At 70.1% G+C, this 16971-nt stretch carries 18 protein-coding genes; 6 read left to right on the top strand and 12 right to left on the bottom strand.

Annotated elements, in window-relative coordinates; all coding sequences use genetic code 11:
* The first annotated feature begins 52 nt into the window (after positions 1-52).
* The gene (locus tag ACIF83_RS13175; RefSeq protein WP_399726361.1) at positions 53-2371 is read left to right on the top strand and encodes an ABC transporter permease; all 2319 of its coding nucleotides are present in this window, start codon (positions 53-55) and stop codon (positions 2369-2371) included.
* A 52-nt stretch (positions 2372-2423) separates the two neighbouring features.
* Here the strand turns inward: ACIF83_RS13175 and ACIF83_RS13170 are convergent, their stop codons facing one another.
* The 4 genes from ACIF83_RS13170 to ACIF83_RS13155 form a co-directional block, all read right to left on the bottom strand.
* Positions 2424-2852 (bottom strand): hypothetical protein, encoded by a 429-nt coding sequence (locus tag ACIF83_RS13170; RefSeq protein WP_393468424.1) that lies wholly within the window; start codon positions 2850-2852, stop codon positions 2424-2426.
* Positions 2853-2856: 4 nt separating this feature from the next.
* Complete coding sequence (locus tag ACIF83_RS13165) at positions 2857-3243, bottom strand: roadblock/LC7 domain-containing protein (protein WP_399726358.1); 387 nt, start codon at positions 3241-3243, stop codon at positions 2857-2859.
* 61 nt (positions 3244-3304) lie between these two features.
* Positions 3305-4198 (bottom strand): MarR family transcriptional regulator, encoded by an 894-nt coding sequence (locus ACIF83_RS13160; protein ID WP_399726355.1) that lies wholly within the window; start codon positions 4196-4198, stop codon positions 3305-3307.
* Between the two features lie 189 nt (positions 4199-4387).
* Complete coding sequence (locus tag ACIF83_RS13155; protein ID WP_393468416.1) at positions 4388-5395, bottom strand: hydrogen peroxide-inducible genes activator; 1008 nt, start codon at positions 5393-5395, stop codon at positions 4388-4390.
* Between the two features lie 136 nt (positions 5396-5531).
* Here ACIF83_RS13155 and ACIF83_RS13150 point away from each other — a divergent pair, with 136 nt between their 5' ends.
* Both ACIF83_RS13150 and ACIF83_RS13145 read left to right on the top strand, forming a co-directional pair.
* The gene (locus tag ACIF83_RS13150; protein ID WP_393468413.1) at positions 5532-6086 is read left to right on the top strand and encodes a peroxiredoxin; all 555 of its coding nucleotides are present in this window, start codon (positions 5532-5534) and stop codon (positions 6084-6086) included.
* A 3-nt stretch (positions 6087-6089) separates the two neighbouring features.
* Positions 6090-6623 carry an alkyl hydroperoxide reductase gene (locus ACIF83_RS13145; protein ID WP_393468410.1) on the top strand — a complete coding sequence of 178 codons (534 nt, stop codon included), beginning with the start codon at positions 6090-6092 and terminating at the stop codon, positions 6621-6623.
* Between the two features lie 28 nt (positions 6624-6651).
* On the opposite strand, the gene ACIF83_RS13140 is transcribed toward ACIF83_RS13145, so the two are convergent.
* The 5 genes from ACIF83_RS13140 to ACIF83_RS13120 all read right to left on the bottom strand — a co-directional run bounded on the left by ACIF83_RS13140 (position 6652) and on the right by ACIF83_RS13120 (position 13329).
* Positions 6652-8004, bottom strand: a complete 1353-nt coding sequence (locus ACIF83_RS13140) for an AI-2E family transporter (RefSeq protein ID WP_399726351.1) — start codon at positions 8002-8004, stop codon at positions 6652-6654.
* A 221-nt stretch (positions 8005-8225) separates the two neighbouring features.
* The gene (locus ACIF83_RS13135; RefSeq protein ID WP_399726348.1) at positions 8226-8939 is read right to left on the bottom strand and encodes a transglycosylase SLT domain-containing protein; all 714 of its coding nucleotides are present in this window, start codon (positions 8937-8939) and stop codon (positions 8226-8228) included.
* A gap of 396 nt (positions 8940-9335) precedes the next feature.
* Positions 9336-10661, bottom strand: coding sequence for a PhoH family protein (locus ACIF83_RS13130; RefSeq protein WP_393468403.1), 1326 nt, complete (start codon positions 10659-10661; stop codon positions 9336-9338).
* Positions 10662-11035: 374 nt separating this feature from the next.
* Positions 11036-11809: an isoprenyl transferase gene (locus ACIF83_RS13125; RefSeq protein ID WP_393468400.1), complete on the bottom strand. Its 774-nt coding sequence runs from the start codon at positions 11807-11809 to the stop codon at positions 11036-11038.
* Positions 11810-12543: 734 nt separating this feature from the next.
* Positions 12544-13329, bottom strand: a complete 786-nt coding sequence (locus tag ACIF83_RS13120; protein ID WP_398137142.1) for a class I SAM-dependent methyltransferase — start codon at positions 13327-13329, stop codon at positions 12544-12546.
* Positions 13330-13381: 52 nt separating this feature from the next.
* On the opposite strand from ACIF83_RS13120, the gene ACIF83_RS13115 reads away from it, so the two are divergent.
* On the top strand, positions 13382-13894 hold the full coding sequence (locus ACIF83_RS13115; protein ID WP_393468395.1) for a DinB family protein: 513 nt from the start codon (positions 13382-13384) through the stop codon (positions 13892-13894).
* A 43-nt stretch (positions 13895-13937) separates the two neighbouring features.
* Here the strand turns inward: ACIF83_RS13115 and ACIF83_RS13110 are convergent, their stop codons facing one another.
* Positions 13938-14423 carry a GNAT family N-acetyltransferase gene (locus ACIF83_RS13110; RefSeq protein WP_393468392.1) on the bottom strand — a complete coding sequence of 162 codons (486 nt, stop codon included), beginning with the start codon at positions 14421-14423 and terminating at the stop codon, positions 13938-13940.
* Positions 14424-14485: 62 nt separating this feature from the next.
* Positions 14486-15358 carry an LLM class flavin-dependent oxidoreductase gene (locus ACIF83_RS13105; protein ID WP_399726342.1) on the bottom strand — a complete coding sequence of 291 codons (873 nt, stop codon included), beginning with the start codon at positions 15356-15358 and terminating at the stop codon, positions 14486-14488.
* A gap of 117 nt (positions 15359-15475) precedes the next feature.
* Between ACIF83_RS13105 and ACIF83_RS13100 the strand changes: the two genes are divergently transcribed.
* Both ACIF83_RS13100 and ACIF83_RS13095 read left to right on the top strand, forming a co-directional pair.
* Positions 15476-15856: a DUF192 domain-containing protein gene (locus ACIF83_RS13100; protein WP_399726339.1), complete on the top strand. Its 381-nt coding sequence runs from the start codon at positions 15476-15478 to the stop codon at positions 15854-15856.
* A gap of 90 nt (positions 15857-15946) precedes the next feature.
* On the top strand, positions 15947-16354 hold the full coding sequence (locus ACIF83_RS13095) for a DUF3224 domain-containing protein (RefSeq protein ID WP_393468387.1): 408 nt from the start codon (positions 15947-15949) through the stop codon (positions 16352-16354).
* Between the two features lie 5 nt (positions 16355-16359).
* On the opposite strand, the gene ACIF83_RS13090 is transcribed toward ACIF83_RS13095, so the two are convergent.
* Positions 16360-16971, bottom strand: a complete 612-nt coding sequence (locus tag ACIF83_RS13090; RefSeq protein ID WP_399726335.1) for an OmpA family protein — start codon at positions 16969-16971, stop codon at positions 16360-16362.

The following is a 16971-nucleotide window of genomic DNA, read 5'->3' as shown; positions in this document are numbered from 1 at the left end:
CGAGGCGCTTCGCGCCACCCCCTTGATTTCCAAGTGGTCCAGGGATCTGGCCATGGGGGGCCGGTTCGCCTTCGCCGGCGGACGCGAGGGCTGGGTCCGGGTGCTGCTGACGGCGGTCGGTGTCGGGCTCGGCGTCGCGCTGCTGCTGCTGACGACCGCCATACCGAACGCCCTGGCGGTACGGCACGAGCGCGACGAGGCCCGCCTGGACTACACCTACGACCAGAAGCACAAGCCGAAGGCCGCCAACACCCTGGTGATCTCGGACGCCAACTCGAACTACCACGGCTCCGACATCCGCGGCCGTCTGGTGGAGCCCGAGGGGCCGCGGGCGCCGATCGCACCGGGCTTGGCCAAGTACCCGGCACCGGGCGACATGGTCGTCTCCCCGGCGCTGAAGCGGCTGCTCGACTCCGCCGACGGGAAGCTGCTGCGCGACCGGCTGCCGTACCGGGTGGTCGGGACCATCGGCGAGCCCGGGCTCATCGGCTCGCACGAACTCGCCTACTACGCCGGCGCGAAGAACCTGGCACCGCGCATCAACGGCTGGCAGACGGCCCGGATCACCGCGTTCGGGAATCCGCATCCGAGCCCGCCCGACAAGACGGACCCGGTGCTGATCCTGCTGGTGCTGGTCGTGTTCGTGGTGCTGCTGATGCCGGTCGCCGTGTTCATCGCCGCGGCCGTGCGGTTCGGCGGCGAGCGACGCGACCGCAGGCTGGCCGCGCTGCGGCTGGTCGGCTCCGACAGCCGGATGACCCGGCGGATCGCCGCGGGCGAGGCGCTCGCGGGGTCCCTGGTCGGGCTGGTCTTCGGCACCGCCTTCTTCCTGCTGGGCCGTCATCTCGCGGGTTCGGTCGAGATCCTGGACATCAGCGTGTTCCCCAGCTATCTCAACCCGACGCCCGCGCTGGCCCTGCTGGTCGCCGTGACCGTCCCGGCGGCTGCGGTCCTGGTCACCCTGTTCGCGATGCGCGGGGTGGTCATCGAGCCGCTGGGCGTGGTCCGCACGGCCAAGCCCTCGCGGCGCCGGCTGTGGTGGCGGATGCTGCTGCCGCTGGGCGGCCTCGCGATGCTCGCCCCGATGATCGGCCAGGGCCGGTCGAACGGCGAGTTCAACCAGTACCTGGTGATCGGCGGCGTCCTAATGCTGCTCGTCGGCGTGACCGCGCTGCTGCCGTGGGTCGTCGAGGCCGTGGTCGCCCGGCTCGGCTCGGGCAATGTCTCCTGGCAACTGGCGGTACGGCGGCTCCAGTTGAACAGCGGCTCGGCGGCCCGCATGGTGAACGGCATCGCGGTCGCGGTGGCCGGGGCGGTCGCCCTGCAGATGCTGTTCGCGGGCGTCGAGAGCGACTACACCAAGGTCACCGGCCAGAACGTCGAGCGGACGCAGATGCAGGTCCAGATGTCGCGGGGCAGCGCCTTCCTCTCGGTCTCCGACGAGTTCGCCGCCACCAAGGGCGTCCGGAAGGCCACCGCCCTCGGCGACTTCCAGTTGGGCGACCGGAGCTGGAACGACGGGAACGGGCCGAAGACCGTGACGAGCGTGACCGTCGGCAACTGCGCAGCGCTGCGCGAGGTGGCGCGGCTGACCTCCTGCCACGACGGGGACGTCTTCGTGGCGCGGGGCGGGGACAAGGAGATGGACGCCGATGCGGCCAAGCTCGCCGAGCCGGGCCGCAAGCTCTACTTCGACACGGGCAACGGCTTCTCCAAGGGCCGGGACTTCGTCTGGCCCGTGCCGAGCGGCCTGAAGCAGGTCCGTGCGATCAAGGGCCCGAACGACAACATGGACAGCGGCTTCCTGATGACCCCCGCCGCCGTGCCGCACCGGATGGCCAAGCTGGTCAGCGGTCAGGTGTACCTGTCGCTCGACGAGTCGGTGCCGGACGTGCACGAGTACGTGCGCAACACGGCGGCCCGGATCGACCCGCTGGCGGACACGATCGTGTGGGCGTCCACCGAGAAGTCCACGAAGTTCACCTCCATCCGGACCGGCCTGCTCGTCGGCGCCACCTGCGTGCTGGCGCTGATCGGCGCGAGCCTGCTCGTGTCCCAGCTGGAGCAGCTGCGCGAACGCAAGATGCTGCTGTCGGCGCTGATCGCCTTCGGCACCCGGCGGCGCACCCTGAGCCTTTCGGTGCTGTGGCAGACGGCGATCCCGATCGCGCTCGGCCTGCTGCTCGCCTCGACCGTGGGGCTGACGCTGGGCGCGGTGCTGCTGAAGATGGTGGGCGCGACGGTGGGCGTCGACTGGGCGAGCGTGCTGACGATGAGCGGCATCGGCGCGACGGTCGTCCTCGTGGTCACCCTGCTCAGCCTGCCGCCACTGTGGCGGCTGATGCGCCCGGAGGGCCTGCGCACCGAGTAGCAGGCCGACCGCATGGGCCCTTCCCCGCCGGGAGGGGCCCATGTCCGGTTCCTCACAGGCTGTGTTCGCGCACCACCCTGCGCGCCTGGGCCAGCAGCATGCCGACGTTCACCGACTTACGGCAGACGACGACCGCGACGACGTCCTGCTGCTCGTTCATCCGGACGAACAGGTGGGTGAGGTTGTCGCTGTTGACGAGGATCTCCTGGAAGAAGTGGGTGTCGTTGGTGACCCCACGGCGCTCCTTGAAGATGTCCTCGATCATCACGACCGTACGTCCCTGGAACAGGTCGAGGGTGGCCCCGGCCAGCAGGTCCAGGACCTCGGGCGGGTGGTTGTCCACGGTCTCGTACGACAGCAGCATTCCGGTGGACATGTCGACCACGCCGGCCGCCACGCAGTCGGGCGCGTTCGAACGGAGCGTCTTGACCAGGCTCATCACCTGGTCGGAGAAACCCGGAGTCATACGCTTCGTCGCCATCCCTTCACACTCCTTCGGTGGTCTTCTCGGTGAGGATCGAGCCGATGCGGTCGAGGGCCGGCCGGGTCGCCCGGTGCAGGCGCTCCAGGTCGAGTCCCTCGTCACCGAGCACGACCATCAGCGCCGTGTCGCCGACGGCGTAGAACGCGGCACAGCCGTGGCTGCCGTAGGCCACCGTCTGCCGCAGCACCCCGCGCGAGGTGGACTCGGTGGTACGGCGGGCGAGGCCGAGGCCGGCCGCGGCGAGGGCCGCGAGCCCCTCCGGGTCTATCGACTCGGCGGTGTCGGCCGCGATGAGCAGGCCGTCGGCGGCCGCGACGGCGGTGTCGGTGATGCCTGTCACCTGTTCCCGAAGCCCGCGCATCTCCAGCGCCAGCGCTTCACGATTCATCTGGTGGAACTCCCTTGTTCTTCGATCGGGTTCAGCCGTCGCGGCGGGCCGTCCGCCCCTCTCACTCGGCGGTTGTGTGCCGCAGCCGGAAGAGCCCTTTCCAGCTCGTCCCGTTCTTGGGCGGGGCGAGGGCTTCGGTGATGCCGCTGGCGCCGGGCTCACGGCGCGGCAGGACGGTGGGCGCGGGGGGCGGCTCGGGCGGTGGGTCGCGGTGCCGTACGGTCCGTACCTCCGGGGGCAGCCGGACCGGGATCTCCACGGGCGCGCCGGCGCATTCCAGGAACCCTTCGGCGAGCATCCGCGCGACCTCCACCGTGACCGTGTAGACGCCCCGGCCGACGCAGAAGGCGAGGTCACGCGCGGTGCGGCGGCCGTCGGCGTGGGCGAGCAGCTCCTGTTGCAGCTCGGTGAGCGGGCGGCCCGTCGGCGCGGCGGGCAACGGGCGTTCCCGGTCGGGGCCGACCGGGTACGGCAGGGTGGCGAGGGCGGCGAGTTTGCGGGCCGCGTCCTGCACCAGCCGGGCCGGGGTCTCGCCGACGGTGACGGGGGCGTGCGGTTCGGTGTCGACGATGCGTTCGCAGCCGTCCACCCGGCCCGCGACGATGGCGAAGACGGCGTCGTGGAGCGCCATCACGCACACCACCCTGAGCTGAGCGGCCCCGGCGTAGCCGCGGGCGACCAGCGCCGCGGCCGGCCAGCGCGCTCCGTCGGACTCCCGGACCAGCTCGGCCCACCGCTCGGCGTCGATGCGGTCGGTGCGCAGCAGCAGCACTTCCGGGCCGGGGGCACCGGGACTCTCGGCCGCCACCACGAGTCCGTCCCGCAGGTGGAAGGTGCCACCGGGCCTGCCGGACACCCGCAGCTCTCCGGTGAACTCCGCGTGCCCGCAGGTCGTGAGGGCGTGCGCCAGCCGGTCGTAGCCGACACGGCCCAGGGCGTCCCGAACGTCCGACATCACTCCCCTTGGCTCTTCGCACAGACGCGTGACGCGTCGCACTGAGGGGGTATGTGTATCAGTTCGTAGGCATATTTCAGTCAGGCCTTTCCGACCTGTCCCGAGCTGGCGGAAGTTGACGGTTGATGCCGTCCGACTCGCTTTACCGGAAGCTCATTTGATCGATTCCGGTGCGGGGGCGCCCGGCCCTCAGACGCCGCCGTCGCACACCCGCACGGGCAGCGGACCCAGGGCCTCGCGCAGGGCGGTCGCCAGCTCCTCGTACTCCGCGCCGCGGGCCGCGCCGGTGCGCATGGCGAGGGCGATACGGCGGCTCGGGGCGGGCTCCGCGAAGGAGCCGGTGAGCAACTGGCTGCTACGGGTGGTCTCCAGCTTGAGGGCGGTGCGCGGGAGCAGGGTGCAGCCGAGGCCGCCCGCGACGAGCTGGACCAGGGTGGAGAGCCCGGCGGCCGTGGTGGTGACCGGCGCGCCCTCCCGTCGCCCACCACCACCCTCAACCGAGGGGCTTCGCCCCGCCCCCTTGATTTCCCGCCCCGCCTCCCGGCAGATGTCCAGAGCCTGGTCGCGCAGGCAGTGCCCCTCGTCCAGGAGCAGCAGGTTGAGTTCCTTCAGGGCCTCGCGCGGGATCCCCTCGCGGCCGCCGAGCCAGTGGTCCAGCGGTGTGACGAGCACGAAGTCCTCGTCGAACAGCGGGAGTTCCACGACCCCGGGAACACCGAGCGGGACGGCCAGCAACAGCAGGTCGAGCCGGCCGGTGTTGAGGCCGTCGATGAGGTTCGCGGTCTGCTCCTCGTGCACCTGGAGGTCGAGCTGCGGATACCGCTCGTGCACCAGCCGCAGCACGGTGGGCAGCAGGTACGGCGCGACGGTCGGGATCACCCCGAGCCGCAGCACTCCGGTGAACGGCGCCCGGACCGCCTCGGCCTCCTCCAGCAGCGCCCCGACCTCGTCCAGCACCGCCTTCGCCCGTACGGCCAGCCGCTCGCCGGCGGGCGAGAGCAGCACCTTGCGGGTCGTACGCTCGAGGAGGGTCACGCCCAGGGTCTCCTCCAGCGCCGAGACCGCACCGGACAGGGCGGGCTGGCTCATCCCGATGGCGGCCGCCGCGTCCCGGAAGTGCAGATGCTCCGCCACGGCGGCGAAGGCACGCAGCTGCGCGAGGCTCGGCTGCCTCCGCTTGCCGTTACTGATGGTCACTGATAGCCACCTCCGATCAACACGACCGAGTGTAGCTATTTCACTAATCAATGCACCCTGTGCCACCATCAACGACGTCCAACCCATACGAGAAAACGCCCCCAAAAGGGGCTTTTCTTCGCTGCAAGGAGAGCTAGTGCTCACTGTCGGTGACAAGTTCCCCGAGTTCGAACTGACCGCCTGCGTCTCGCTGGAGAAGGGCAAGGAGTTCGAGTCGATCAACCACAAGACCTACGAGGGCAAGTGGAAGATCGTTTTTGCCTGGCCCAAGGACTTCACCTTCGTGTGCCCGACCGAGATCGCCGCGTTCGGCAAGCTGAACGACGAGTTCGCCGACCGTGACGCCCAGGTCCTCGGCTTCTCCGGTGACTCCGAGTTCGTCCACCACGCCTGGCGCAAGGACCACGACGACCTGCGCGACCTGCCGTTCCCGATGATGGCCGACTCCAAGCACGAGCTGATGCGCGACCTGGGCATCGAGGGCGAGGACGGCTTCGCCAAGCGTGCGGTCTTCATCGTCGACCAGAACAACGAGATCCAGTTCTCCATGGTGACCGCCGGTTCCGTCGGCCGTAACCCCAAGGAGGTCCTGCGGGTCCTGGACGCCCTGCAGACCGACGAGCTGTGCCCGTGCAACTGGAGCAAGGGCGACGAGACACTGGACCCGGTCGCGCTGCTGGCCGGTGAGTGACCCATGTCGCTCGACTCGCTGAAGTCCCGCGTCCCGGACTACGCCAAGGACCTGAAGCTCAACCTGGGCTCGGTCATCGGCAACTCCGACCTGCCCGCGCAGCAGCTGTGGGGCACGGTGCTGGCGACCGCCATCGCCTCCCGTTCCCCCATCGTCCTGCGCGAGCTGGAGCCTGAGGCGAAGGCGAACCTCACGCCGGAGGCGTACACCGCGGCCAAGTCCGCGGCCGCGATCATGGCGATGAACAACGTCTTCTACCGGACGCGTCACCTGCTGTCCGACCACGAGTACGGCACCCTGCGCGCCGGCCTGCGGATGAACGTCATCGGCAACCCGGGCGTGGAGAAGGTCGACTTCGAGCTGTGGTCGTTCGCGGTCTCCGCGATCAACGGCTGCGGGCTGTGCCTGGACTCGCACGAGCAGGTGCTGCGCAAGGCCGGGGTCGACCGTGAGGTCGTCCAGGAGGCGTTCAAGATCGCCTCTGTGATTCAGGCGGTCGGCGTCACGCTGGACGCGGAAGCGGCTTTGGCCGAGTAGTTCGGCCGCGGCTTTCCGAGGACCCCGCTCACACTCCGTGGGCGGGGTCTTCCACGTGTGCGTGTGCCTCCACGGGGACCTCGCCCCCGGACCCCCCGTCGGCCGGAACGGCATCGTCCGCAAGCGGCGGAGCGGCCGACTGAAGCTGAACTTCCTGCGAATACTGCCGCAGATAGCCGACCACCGTGTTCGTCACCGCCACCAGCGGTACGGCCACCACCGCGCCACCGATGCCCGCCACCATGCCGCCGGTCGCCACCGTGAGGACCACCGCGAGCGGGTGGACACGGACCGCGCGGCCGAGGATGAACGGCTGCAGGACGTGCCCCTCGATCTGCTGGACCAGGAGCACCACCACGAGGGTCATGACGGCCGTGAAGACGCCCTGGGTCACCAGCGCCACGATCACCGCGAGCGCGCCGGAAGCGACCGCGCCCACGAGCGGGATGAACGAGAACAGGAAGATGAACACGGCCAGCGGGACGGCCATCGGCACATCCAGCCAGTAGATGCCGACGCCGATGCAGATGGCGTCGATCAGGGCGACCAGGACCGTACCCCGGACGTAGGCCGTCAGGGTGTGCCAGGCGCGGGGGCCGGCGCCGGCCACACCGGGGCGGGCCGCGGCGGGCACCAGCTTCAGGAACCACTGCCAGATGCGCTCGCCGTCGTAGAGCAGGAACAGCGTCGAGAAGAACACCAGCAGGATGCCGGTCAGGGCCTCGACGATGACCTGGACGCCCTCCAGGCCGGCCGACGTTATCTGGTCGGCGTTGGCGCCGATCGCCTCGCGGAGGTTCTTGGCGATCTGGTTGATCTGCTTGTCGGTGACGTGGAAGGGACTCTTCAGCAGCCAGTTGCGCAGGTCGTCGATGCCGCCCTGGATCTGGTTGGAGAGCGTGTCGATGTTCTCCATGACCTGCCAGGTCACGAACCAGCCCATCAGGCCGATGACCACGAAGCCGAGGATGGCGGTCATCGCGGTGGCCGGGCCGCGCGGCACCCCGCGGCGCCTGAGCCGGGCGACCGTCGGCTGGAGCAGGGCGGTGATCAGCAGGGCGATGACGAAGGCGAAGACCACCAGTTGTACGGCGCTGATGACCCGCATGAGGACCCACACGGTGCCGGCGAGGACCAGCAACCGCCAGCCGGCCTCGGCCGCGACGCGCACGCCCCAGGGCACGGCCTCGGCGGGGTCGGGTCGGGGACCGGACGGAACGGCGGGCCGGGGCACGGGCACCACCGGGTCTGCGGACCGCTCGGCGAGGGCGGGTTCGGGGACGGTGTCCTGCTCCACCTCGGCGCGGCGCTCGTCCAGCCGCTCGCTCATCTCGGTCAGCCCGGCGCCGAGCCGGCCGAGCCACCCTGGCACTCGCGACATGATCCGTCCTCTTCCCCCGCGTCCCCGCGTCTCCGCCACCACTCCCCCCTGGAGTCGTTCGGGTACGACCGTACAGGGCGATAGCCCCTCCCCCTAGGACGGGGAGGGGCTGCGCAGGGTTGAGAGAGGCCACCGGACGCGCCCCAAAAGGGGCGCGGGGAACGGCGCGACCAGCCACGTCCGGCCCGGACTTGCTCAGTCGGCCGAACCCAGCGGAGCGCCTAGTACCAGTGGTTGGCCTGCCAGAACGACCAGGCCTCACAGGGGCTGCCGTAGCGGCTGTTCATGTAGTTGAGGCCCCACTTGATCTGCGTGGCCGGGTTGGTCTGCCAGTCGGCGCCGACGGACGACATCTTGGAGCCGGGCAGGGCCTGGAAGAGGCCGTAGGCACCGGAGGAGGCGTTGACGGCCCGGTAGTTCCAGCTGGACTCGTGGTCCACGATGTTGCTGAAGCACTGGAACTGGCCGCTCGCCACCATCTGGCGCGCCATCGCCTGGATCTGCGCGACGGAGTAGCTGCTCTGCACGGGGAAGCTGGAGGAGTCGCGGGTCGACCGGGTGGTCGCCTTCTGCGCCTCCGCGCGGGCCTTGGCTTCCTTCTCCGCCTTCTCGGCGGCCGCCTTCTTCGCGACGGCGGTCTCGGCCGCTGCCTTGCGGGCGAGTGCCTCGGCGTCCTTCTTGGCGCCCGCGTCCGCGGCGATGGCCTGCGCGTCGGCCTGCTGCGTCAGGGACGCGGTCTGCACCTGGGCCTGCTGACCCGCGGGTATGTCCGCGAGGAGCGTGGTGTCGGCTGCCGTCGCCTCGGCGTCGTTGTTGTTCTGCGCGACGCTGCCCGAGGCAACTCCGACGACGCTTCCGACGGCGGTGACCGCGGTGGCCGAGGCCACTGCGAATCCCCGGACCGAAATCCGGCTCACACGGTTTCCTTCCAGCATCGCCCGCTTCGGTGACCCTGGCGGACGCAATCGTGCCCCTGAACACTGGCCTCCCAACTGCGGGGTCACGGGAGGCGCGGGCCCGGTGGGCAACTCCCGCGAGAGGAGCGCCGCGTGGTGCTCGGGCGGCATACGACGACATCTATGGAGTTGAAGGTGGTGCTTCTGTGGTGCCGTACCGCTGGGGGTACAGGTGTGTCGTATGCGGGGCCTGACAGGAGTGAGACTCTGCCGTAACCCGACACCGGGTGGCAATTCCGAGTTGCGTGTGAAAGCTCACACCTCGTTTGCCCCTGGGGATTTCAGGAAACCCACACACGCGAAGGCGCCGCCCGGCTAGGCTCTTGACCTTTGCCGGACGGCGCCAACGGGCGTCGGACGTACATCAGATGTACGTCAGATGTGACCGTCCTCCAGCATTTCGGTCACAAGCGCCGCAATCTGGGACCTCTCGGAACGCGTCAACGTGACGTGCGCGAAGAGGGGATGCCCCTTCAGCTTCTCCACGACGGCGACCACGCCGTCGTAGCGGCCTACGCGCAGATTGTCCCGCTGTGCCACGTCGTGGGTGAGAACGACCCGCGAATTCGCGCCGATTCGGGACAGAACGGTCAGCAGGACATTCCGTTCCAGTGACTGCGCCTCGTCGACGATCACGAACGCGTCGTGCAGGGAGCGGCCCCGGATGTGCGTCAGGGGCAGGACCTCCAGCATCCCGCGCGCGGTGACCTCCTCGATGACCTCGCGGCTGGTGACCGCGGAGAGCGTGTCGAAGACGGCCTGCGCCCAGGGGCTCATCTTCTCCGCCTCGGAGCCCGGCAGATAGCCCAGCTCCTGGCCGCCCACCGCGTACAGCGGCCGGAAGACCATCACCTTCTGGTGCTGGCGACGCTCCAGGACCGCCTCCAGGCCCGCGCACAGGGCGAGCGCCGACTTGCCGGTGCCGGCCCGGCCGCCCATCGAGACGATGCCGACGTCCGGGTCGAGCAGCAGGTCGAGCGCGATGCGCTGCTCGGCGCTGCGGCCCTTGATGCCGAACGCCTCCCGGTCGCCGCGCACCAGACGGACGTTGCCCTCGGCGGAGATCCGGCCGAGCGCCTTGCCGCGCTCGGACTGGATGGTCAGGCCAGTGTGCACGGGGAGGTCGGAGACCTCCGGGACGTACACATGTCCTTCCTCGAAGAGGATGTCCACCTGCTCGCCGGGGAGTGTCAGTTCGGACATTCCGGTCCAGCCGGAGTTCTCCGTGATGGCGAGTTCGGCGCGGTACTCCTCGGCCAGCAGACCGACGGAGGAGGCCTTGATCCGGAGCGGCAGGTCCTTCGACACGACGGTGACGTCGTACCCCTCGGCCTGCAGATTCCGGGCCACCGCGAGGATGCGGGAGTCGTTGTCCCCCAGGCGGTAGCCGGTGGGCAGCACGCTGGGGTCCGAGTGGTTGAGCTCGACACGGATCGTGCCGCCCAGCTCCCCGATCGGGATGGGGGCGTCGAGGCGACCATGCTTGACCCGGTAGTCGTCCAGCAGGCGCAGGGCCTGACGGGCGAAGTACCCGAGCTCGGGATGGTGCCGCTTGGCCTCCAGCTCCGTGACCACGACGATGGGGAGCACGACCTCGTGCTCGTCGAAGCGGGTCAGGGCGTTCGGGTCGGCCAGCAGGACGCTGGTGTCGAGAACATACGTGCGCCGGTCTGACTTGTGGCGCTTTGTGCTGGTCACCACGGAAGGACGTACCCCCTCGGATGAGGTCGGGGAGCGACGAAGTGGAAGCCGGGCCGGGAGGGAGGGAGCATTGCGACCGGTCCCTGGCCCCCGCGAACGGCGGGCCGGACACCGGACCTCCGCGGCTGCTTCCGTGCAGTGACCGCACGGTCGGGCTGGTGCAAAGGGCCTCCCGGGCGGACGGCCCCGTGCCGCCCGCTGAGATCCGACGCCCGTGGTTCGGGCGTCGACCTGCTTGGCTTATGCCCTCGAACATGCACCGCCATGCAAAAGCGGCCAACAGCGCGCCGGTGAACTCCTTGTTACTTGCGCCCCAACCGGGGTGAACCGAACACCCCGCCGCAGTGGTGACGGGCGGGGTGTTTCACGGCGGCTCAGCCTCCGTAACGGCGGTGACGTGCCGCGTAGTCGCGCAGCGCGCGCAGGAAGTCCACCTTGCGGAAGGCGGGCCAGAAGACCTCGCAGAAGTAGTACTCGGAATGCGCGGTCTGCCACAGCATGAATCCGGACAGCCGCTGCTCGCCGCTGGTGCGGATCACCAGGTCCGGGTCGGGCTGGGCGCCCGTGTAGAGATGACGGCCGATCATGTCGATGTCGACGGACTCGGCGAGGTCCTCCATCGACACACCCTTGTCCCGGGCGTCGAGGAGCATGGAGCGCACGGCGTCGGCGATCTCCTGGCGGCCGCCGTAGCCGATGGCGACGTTGACCACTATCCCGTCGACGTGGGCCGTGGTCTCCTCGGCATCCTTGAGGGTGCGCTGCATTCCGGAGGGCAGCAGGTCGAGGGTGCCGACGTGGTGCACCCGCCAGCGGCCGTCGGCGGCGAGGGTGCGGACGACGTCCTCGATGATGCCGAGGAGGGGACCCAGCTCCTCCTGCGGGCGGTCGAAGTTGTCCGTGGACAGCAGCCACAGGGTGACGACCTCGACATCGGTCTCGGTGCACCAGCCGAGGAACTCCTCGATCTTCTCGGCACCGGCGCGGTGGCCGTGGACCGTCGTGGAGCCGGCGGCCTTCGCCCAGCGGCGGTTGCCGTCCATGATGACGCCGATGTGCTTGGGCACCTGGCTGTGGTCCAGGTGACCTTCCACCCGGCGTGCGTAGAGCCTGACGAGCAGGCTGCGCAGCGTGTCGCGCACGTTCACGGGACCCTCCGGGGGTTGGGCGGGTTTTGAGCCTACCCCTGCTGTCGGCTTGGTTCGGGCAAGGGGTTTGGGGGGGGTCGAGGGGTGCGGATTCGTGGGTCCGTGCCGCTGCGCGGGGGCCGATCGCGCCCACGCGGTGGAGCCGCATGTCGTTACAGCCCCGCACCCCTCGGGTTGGGACGCTCGTCCCTTGTTCTGAAGTTCCGGGAGTTCCCCATGAAAAAACGGGCCGGTCCGTGGGGGGGAGACGGACCGGCCCGAGGGGGGGTTTCCACCATAACCCTTCGTAAGGGATGGTGTGTGCATCGGCGCGATACAACTACTCTCCGAAATCGCCCGACGACGCCCCGGTGCACGCGGAACGATGGATTCAGGGGCATTTCATGGCTGATTCACAGCGGAATCCCAGGAGATCAGGGCCCATATGGAGAGATCGAGAGGGTTTGATGCGTCTTGGGGAGAGTTCGGCGAGTTGTCCGAGGATCCCTCCGATGGGCTACCCGGGCAGCGAACGGTGACTTGACGGTTCCGGTACACCTTCGGCCCGATGTCGCAGCACCGCGCAGCCCCCTCCACTGCGCGGTGCCGCCCGCGCAGCTTTGCTCACGCGAATTACCTTGGTCTGAACTTACGTGACGGGTGGGACGGATGTGAACCGTCGCCGATAACGATGTGGAAACCGTGAGCGAACTTCAGGTGAACTGACTGGCGAAATGCCCTGTTGGCCCGATTGGTCAGGGGGTCGATTTCCGGACGTCGAAGAGATGGCGGGAGCTGTGCGCCACGAACGGCCCCTCCTTCTCGATCCGCTCGTGCAGGGAGCGCAGTTGGGGCTCGTACGCCTCGACGGTGAAGCCGGGGACCATCCAGACGACCTTGCGCAGGAAGTGCACGACGGCGGCGATGTCATGGAACTCCATCCGCAGCCGCTCCGCCCGCAGGTCCACGACCTCCAGCCCCGCCTCCTCCGCGCCCTTCCGCTCCCGCTCGGGATCACGGCCGCCGCGCACCTCGTCCGGCTGACGCCCGAGGAAGTACTCGACCAGCTCGAACACACTGCTGGGCCCGACGTGCTGGGCGAAGTACGTACCGCCGGGCCGCAGCACCCGGGCGATCTCCGCCCAGTCCGGCCGCACCGGGTGCCGGCTGAGCACCAGGTCGAAGGCCTCGTCGGCGAACGGCAACGGCGCGTCGTCCGGCGCGGCGACGACCACCACACCGCGCGGCCGCAGCAGGGCGGTGGCCTTGGCGACGTTCGGCGGCCAGCCCTCCGTGGCCGCGACCAGCCCCGGCCCGGCCTCCCCCGCCCGGCCCAGGGCGAAGTCGAGCACCTCACCGCCCCCGGTCTGGATGTCCAGCGCGGCATCGGCCCGGGCCAGCCGCTCCCCCGCCGACCGTGCGTACCCCCAGGACGGCCGCGCCTCGGTGGCCCGCCCCTCGAACCACGAGAAGTCCCATCCCTCGGTGGGCACCGCGGCGCCCTCGGCCACCAGCTGTTCAAAGGAGCGGTTCTCTGCCATGAACGCCATGGTCCCAGGGCGTTGTCGGTCGGGCCTGCTAATTTCCGCGTACATGACGACCTCTGCAGCCGGCTACACCGCCGGTGAGAAGGACATCCTGCACGCGAGCCTGGACCGGCACCGGGACGCCGTGCTCTGGAAGCTGGCCGGGCTGGACGACGAGCAGCTGCGCCGGCCGATGACACCGACCGGGACGACCCTGCTCGGCCTGGTCAAGCATCTCGCCTCGGTCGAGTACGGCTGGCTCGTGGAGACGTTCGGGCGTGAGGTGGAACCCCTGTGGTTCGACCCGTACAAGGATGAGGACATGAGCGCGGCCCCCGGCGAGACGACGGAGCAGATCGTCGCCTTCTACGGCCGTGCCCGCGCCGCCGCCGACCGCACGATCACCGAGCTGCCCCTGGACGCGACGGGGCGCCCCGCCTGGCGCGACGTCTCCGTCTCCCTGCGCTGGACCCTCGTTCACATGATCGAGGAGACGGCTCGGCACGCCGGTCACATGGACATCCTGCGCGAGCTGATCGACGGGGCGACGGGCGACCACCGCCCGGTCACCCAGGCCTAGGAACCGGGGGGTGCCCCGACGCCCGTGGCCGGCGTCGGGGCCGTCACCCGCGTTCCTCGGGAGCCCGGCCGCCGAGCACCAGCAGAACGTGCTCGTCCTCCCCGTGCCGGACCGTGCCGGCGCGCTCGAAGCCGTGCTTCTCCAGCAGGCGGACGGAGGCGGCGTTGCCGGAGAACGGGTCGGCGTACAGGGGCCGTACCGGTTCCAGCTCCAGGAAGATCCCGAGGGCTCTGGTGCCCACACCGCGGGCCCAGTACGGCCGCCCCAGCCAGTAGCCGACGTACCGCTGCCCGTCCTCCGTCCAGGAGACGACGCTCCCGGCCACCTCGCCGTCGACGGTGACCGTCCGCACGAGGCAGTCGGGATCGCCGAGCACGCGCTCCCGCCAATGCCGGAGGAAGGCATCCCGCGGCCGGGGGGTGAACCTCGACCGCCGGACGGCTTCCGGGTCCTGCTCGTAGTCGTGGAAGACCTGGAGGTCGTCGTCCGTCACGTCCCGCAGACGCACATCGCCGTGTTCGTCGGTCATGCGTGGCAGTGTGGCAGCCGCCACTGACAACGCCCCACGTCTCCCGCGGCCTCGGACAGGCCCTAAGGCACCAGGGGCCGGACCTCCTCCGCGACGAAGCGCACGAAGCCCTCCGGGTCGGGCTCGTCCCCGGTCGGCTGCAGGACGACGGTGTCGGCACCGGCCTCGGCCAGCCGTTGCACCGCCTTGGCCACGGCACCCGCATCCCCCGCGACCCCGAGGTCGGGGACCGACTCCAGCCCCTCGGCGGTCAGTTCGGCGCGCAGCCGGGCGGCGGCGTCGGCTCCGGTGGCGGCCAGCAGATAGACGACGACCCGGTGCGGCTCGGTACGCCCCGCCTCCCGCCGCCCCTCGTCGATGATCCGCCGGGCCTCCCGTACGCCCTCCGGCGAGGTGGAGGCGGTGAGCAGGGTGCCGTCGGCCTTGGCCCCGGAGAGGCGGAGCGTACGGGCTCCGGTGGCGCCGGCCAGCACGTCGACCGGCTGCTCCGGCGGCCAGTCGAGGCCCACGTCGTCCAGCCGGACGTACCGCCCGCTCACGCTGAGCCGCTCCCCGCGCAACAGGGCGCGCAGGGCGTCGAGATGCTCAGCCAGCAGGGTGAGGGGCGAGGCGGCCCGGGCGCCGACCTGCCCCATCCAGTCCTGTACGCCGTGTCCCACGGTCAGGACGGCCCGGCCCGGGAACATGCGCTCCAGCGACGCGGCCTCCATGGCGGTGACGGCCACGTTCCTGAGCGGCACCGGCATCAGCCCGACGCCCACCCGTACCCGCTCGGTCCAGGCGAGAGCGGCGGCGGCCGTGGAGATCCCGCCCTCCCGGAAACAGTCCTCCCACAACCAGAGTTCTTCGAGCCCTGTGGCGTCCGCGAGCCGGGCCACCGCGCGAAGCCGCTCGGGGGGAAGTTGGGGTCGGAATACGGCTCCCATTCCAGTCATGGGGCTTTCCTAGCCATCGACCGGGGTCACGCAAACCCGATCACGCGCTCGGCGGGTCACCGGCGGGTGATGACGGGTACGGTCGCCTCGACCGGGTGAGGGCGGAGGTGGCCGGGCATGGGGCGGCGCTGGCGGGACGGGCTGGGCAAACTGGTCGTGCGACGGACGGACGGAACCCGGATCTCACTCCCCCTGGAGATCGCGGCCTCGTACCGCGCCCGGACGAAAGGACTGCTGGGCCGGGACTCGGTCGACGGGGCGATGCTGCTGTCGCCGGCCAGCGGGGTGCACACCTTCCGGATGCGGATGGCGATCGACGTCGCCCATCTCGATCGCCGGCTGCGGGTCATCGCCGTACGCACCATGAAGCCGGGCCGACTGGGCAGGCCGAGGCTGCGGGCGCGGCATGTACTGGAGGCGAAGGCGGGGGCGATGGCTCGGTGGGGGCTGACGGTGGGGACGGTGGTCGACGTCGAGGCGCAGGACGGTGTGTCCTGACGGCCGGTCATCGGCCCGTGGCCGTCGCCAGTTGTCGGGCCGTCGTCAGCTGTCGGGGCCGTTGTCAGTGGGGCGGCATAGCATCCGGGCATGCGAGCATCTGGGACGTTCAAGGTTGCGGAGTTCACCCCGGCAGAGGTCGCCGGGCCGGTGGTCGAGACGGCGGTGCCCGTCGGGGTGGCCACGATGCGGAAGCAGTACGAGGGTGAGGTCAGCGGGGTGTCGGCCACGCTGTTCACCGCCGCGTACGACCAGGCCACGGCCACCGGTACCTATGTCGCCATGGAGTCCTTCGAGGGATCCCTCCACGGCTCGGCCGGTTCCTTCAACTTCGCCCACTCGGCGACGACCCTGGGGGAGGGCCGCGAGTCCGAGTTCTTCGTGATCGTGCCGGGGAGCGGGACGGGGGCGCTGGCCGGGATCCGAGGGGCCGGCGGCATGGCGATCGACGCGGACGGCACCCATCGGATCTGGTTCGACTACGAGGTGGGTGAGTAGGCGGCTCACTGCTGCGTGCGCGGGAACGAGACCTCCACCCGTCGGTTCTTCTTCCGGCCCTCCTCCGTCGAGTTGTCGGCGATCGGGTACTGCTCGCCGTAGCCGCGTACGTCGAAGGTGATGTCCGGGCTGTTCAGGTCCTGGTCCAGGACCGCCTGCACGGCGTTGGCGCGCTGCTTGGACAGGATGTCGCCGTGGGCCGAGGAGCCGAGGTTGTCGGTGAAGCCGAAGACGCGGACCTGGGTCGTGTTCTGCTTCTTGATCTCCTCGGCGATCACCGCGATGCGGGCCTTGGCCTCCCCGCCGAGCTTGGCGCTGTCCTTGCTGAACAGCACCTCGGCCTGGAGGGCGAACGTCACGTCCGCGTTGGTGTCCTCACGGCGCTCGTCCCCGCTCTGATCTTCCACGACCGACTTGATGTCCAGCACCTTGGGCTGAGCGAGGGTGGCACCCTCGGGGAGCTTGAGGTCGGGGTCGGTGGGGTCGATCTTGACGGGGGCGGTGGCGGAGGGTTCCGTGCCCGGGGGCTGACTCGGGTCCGTGTCATCGGCGTGGGCCGGGGTGGCGGCGAGGAGAAAGGTGGCGGTGAGGACGAGGGCGAGACGAGTGCTGGTCAC

It is taken from the genome of Streptomyces sp. NPDC085866 (genome assembly GCF_044541035.1).
Lineage (GTDB): Bacteria > Actinomycetota > Actinomycetes > Streptomycetales > Streptomycetaceae > Streptomyces.
Note: the sequence above shows the minus strand (reverse complement) of the source record. Positions and strands in the feature narration are given on the sequence as shown.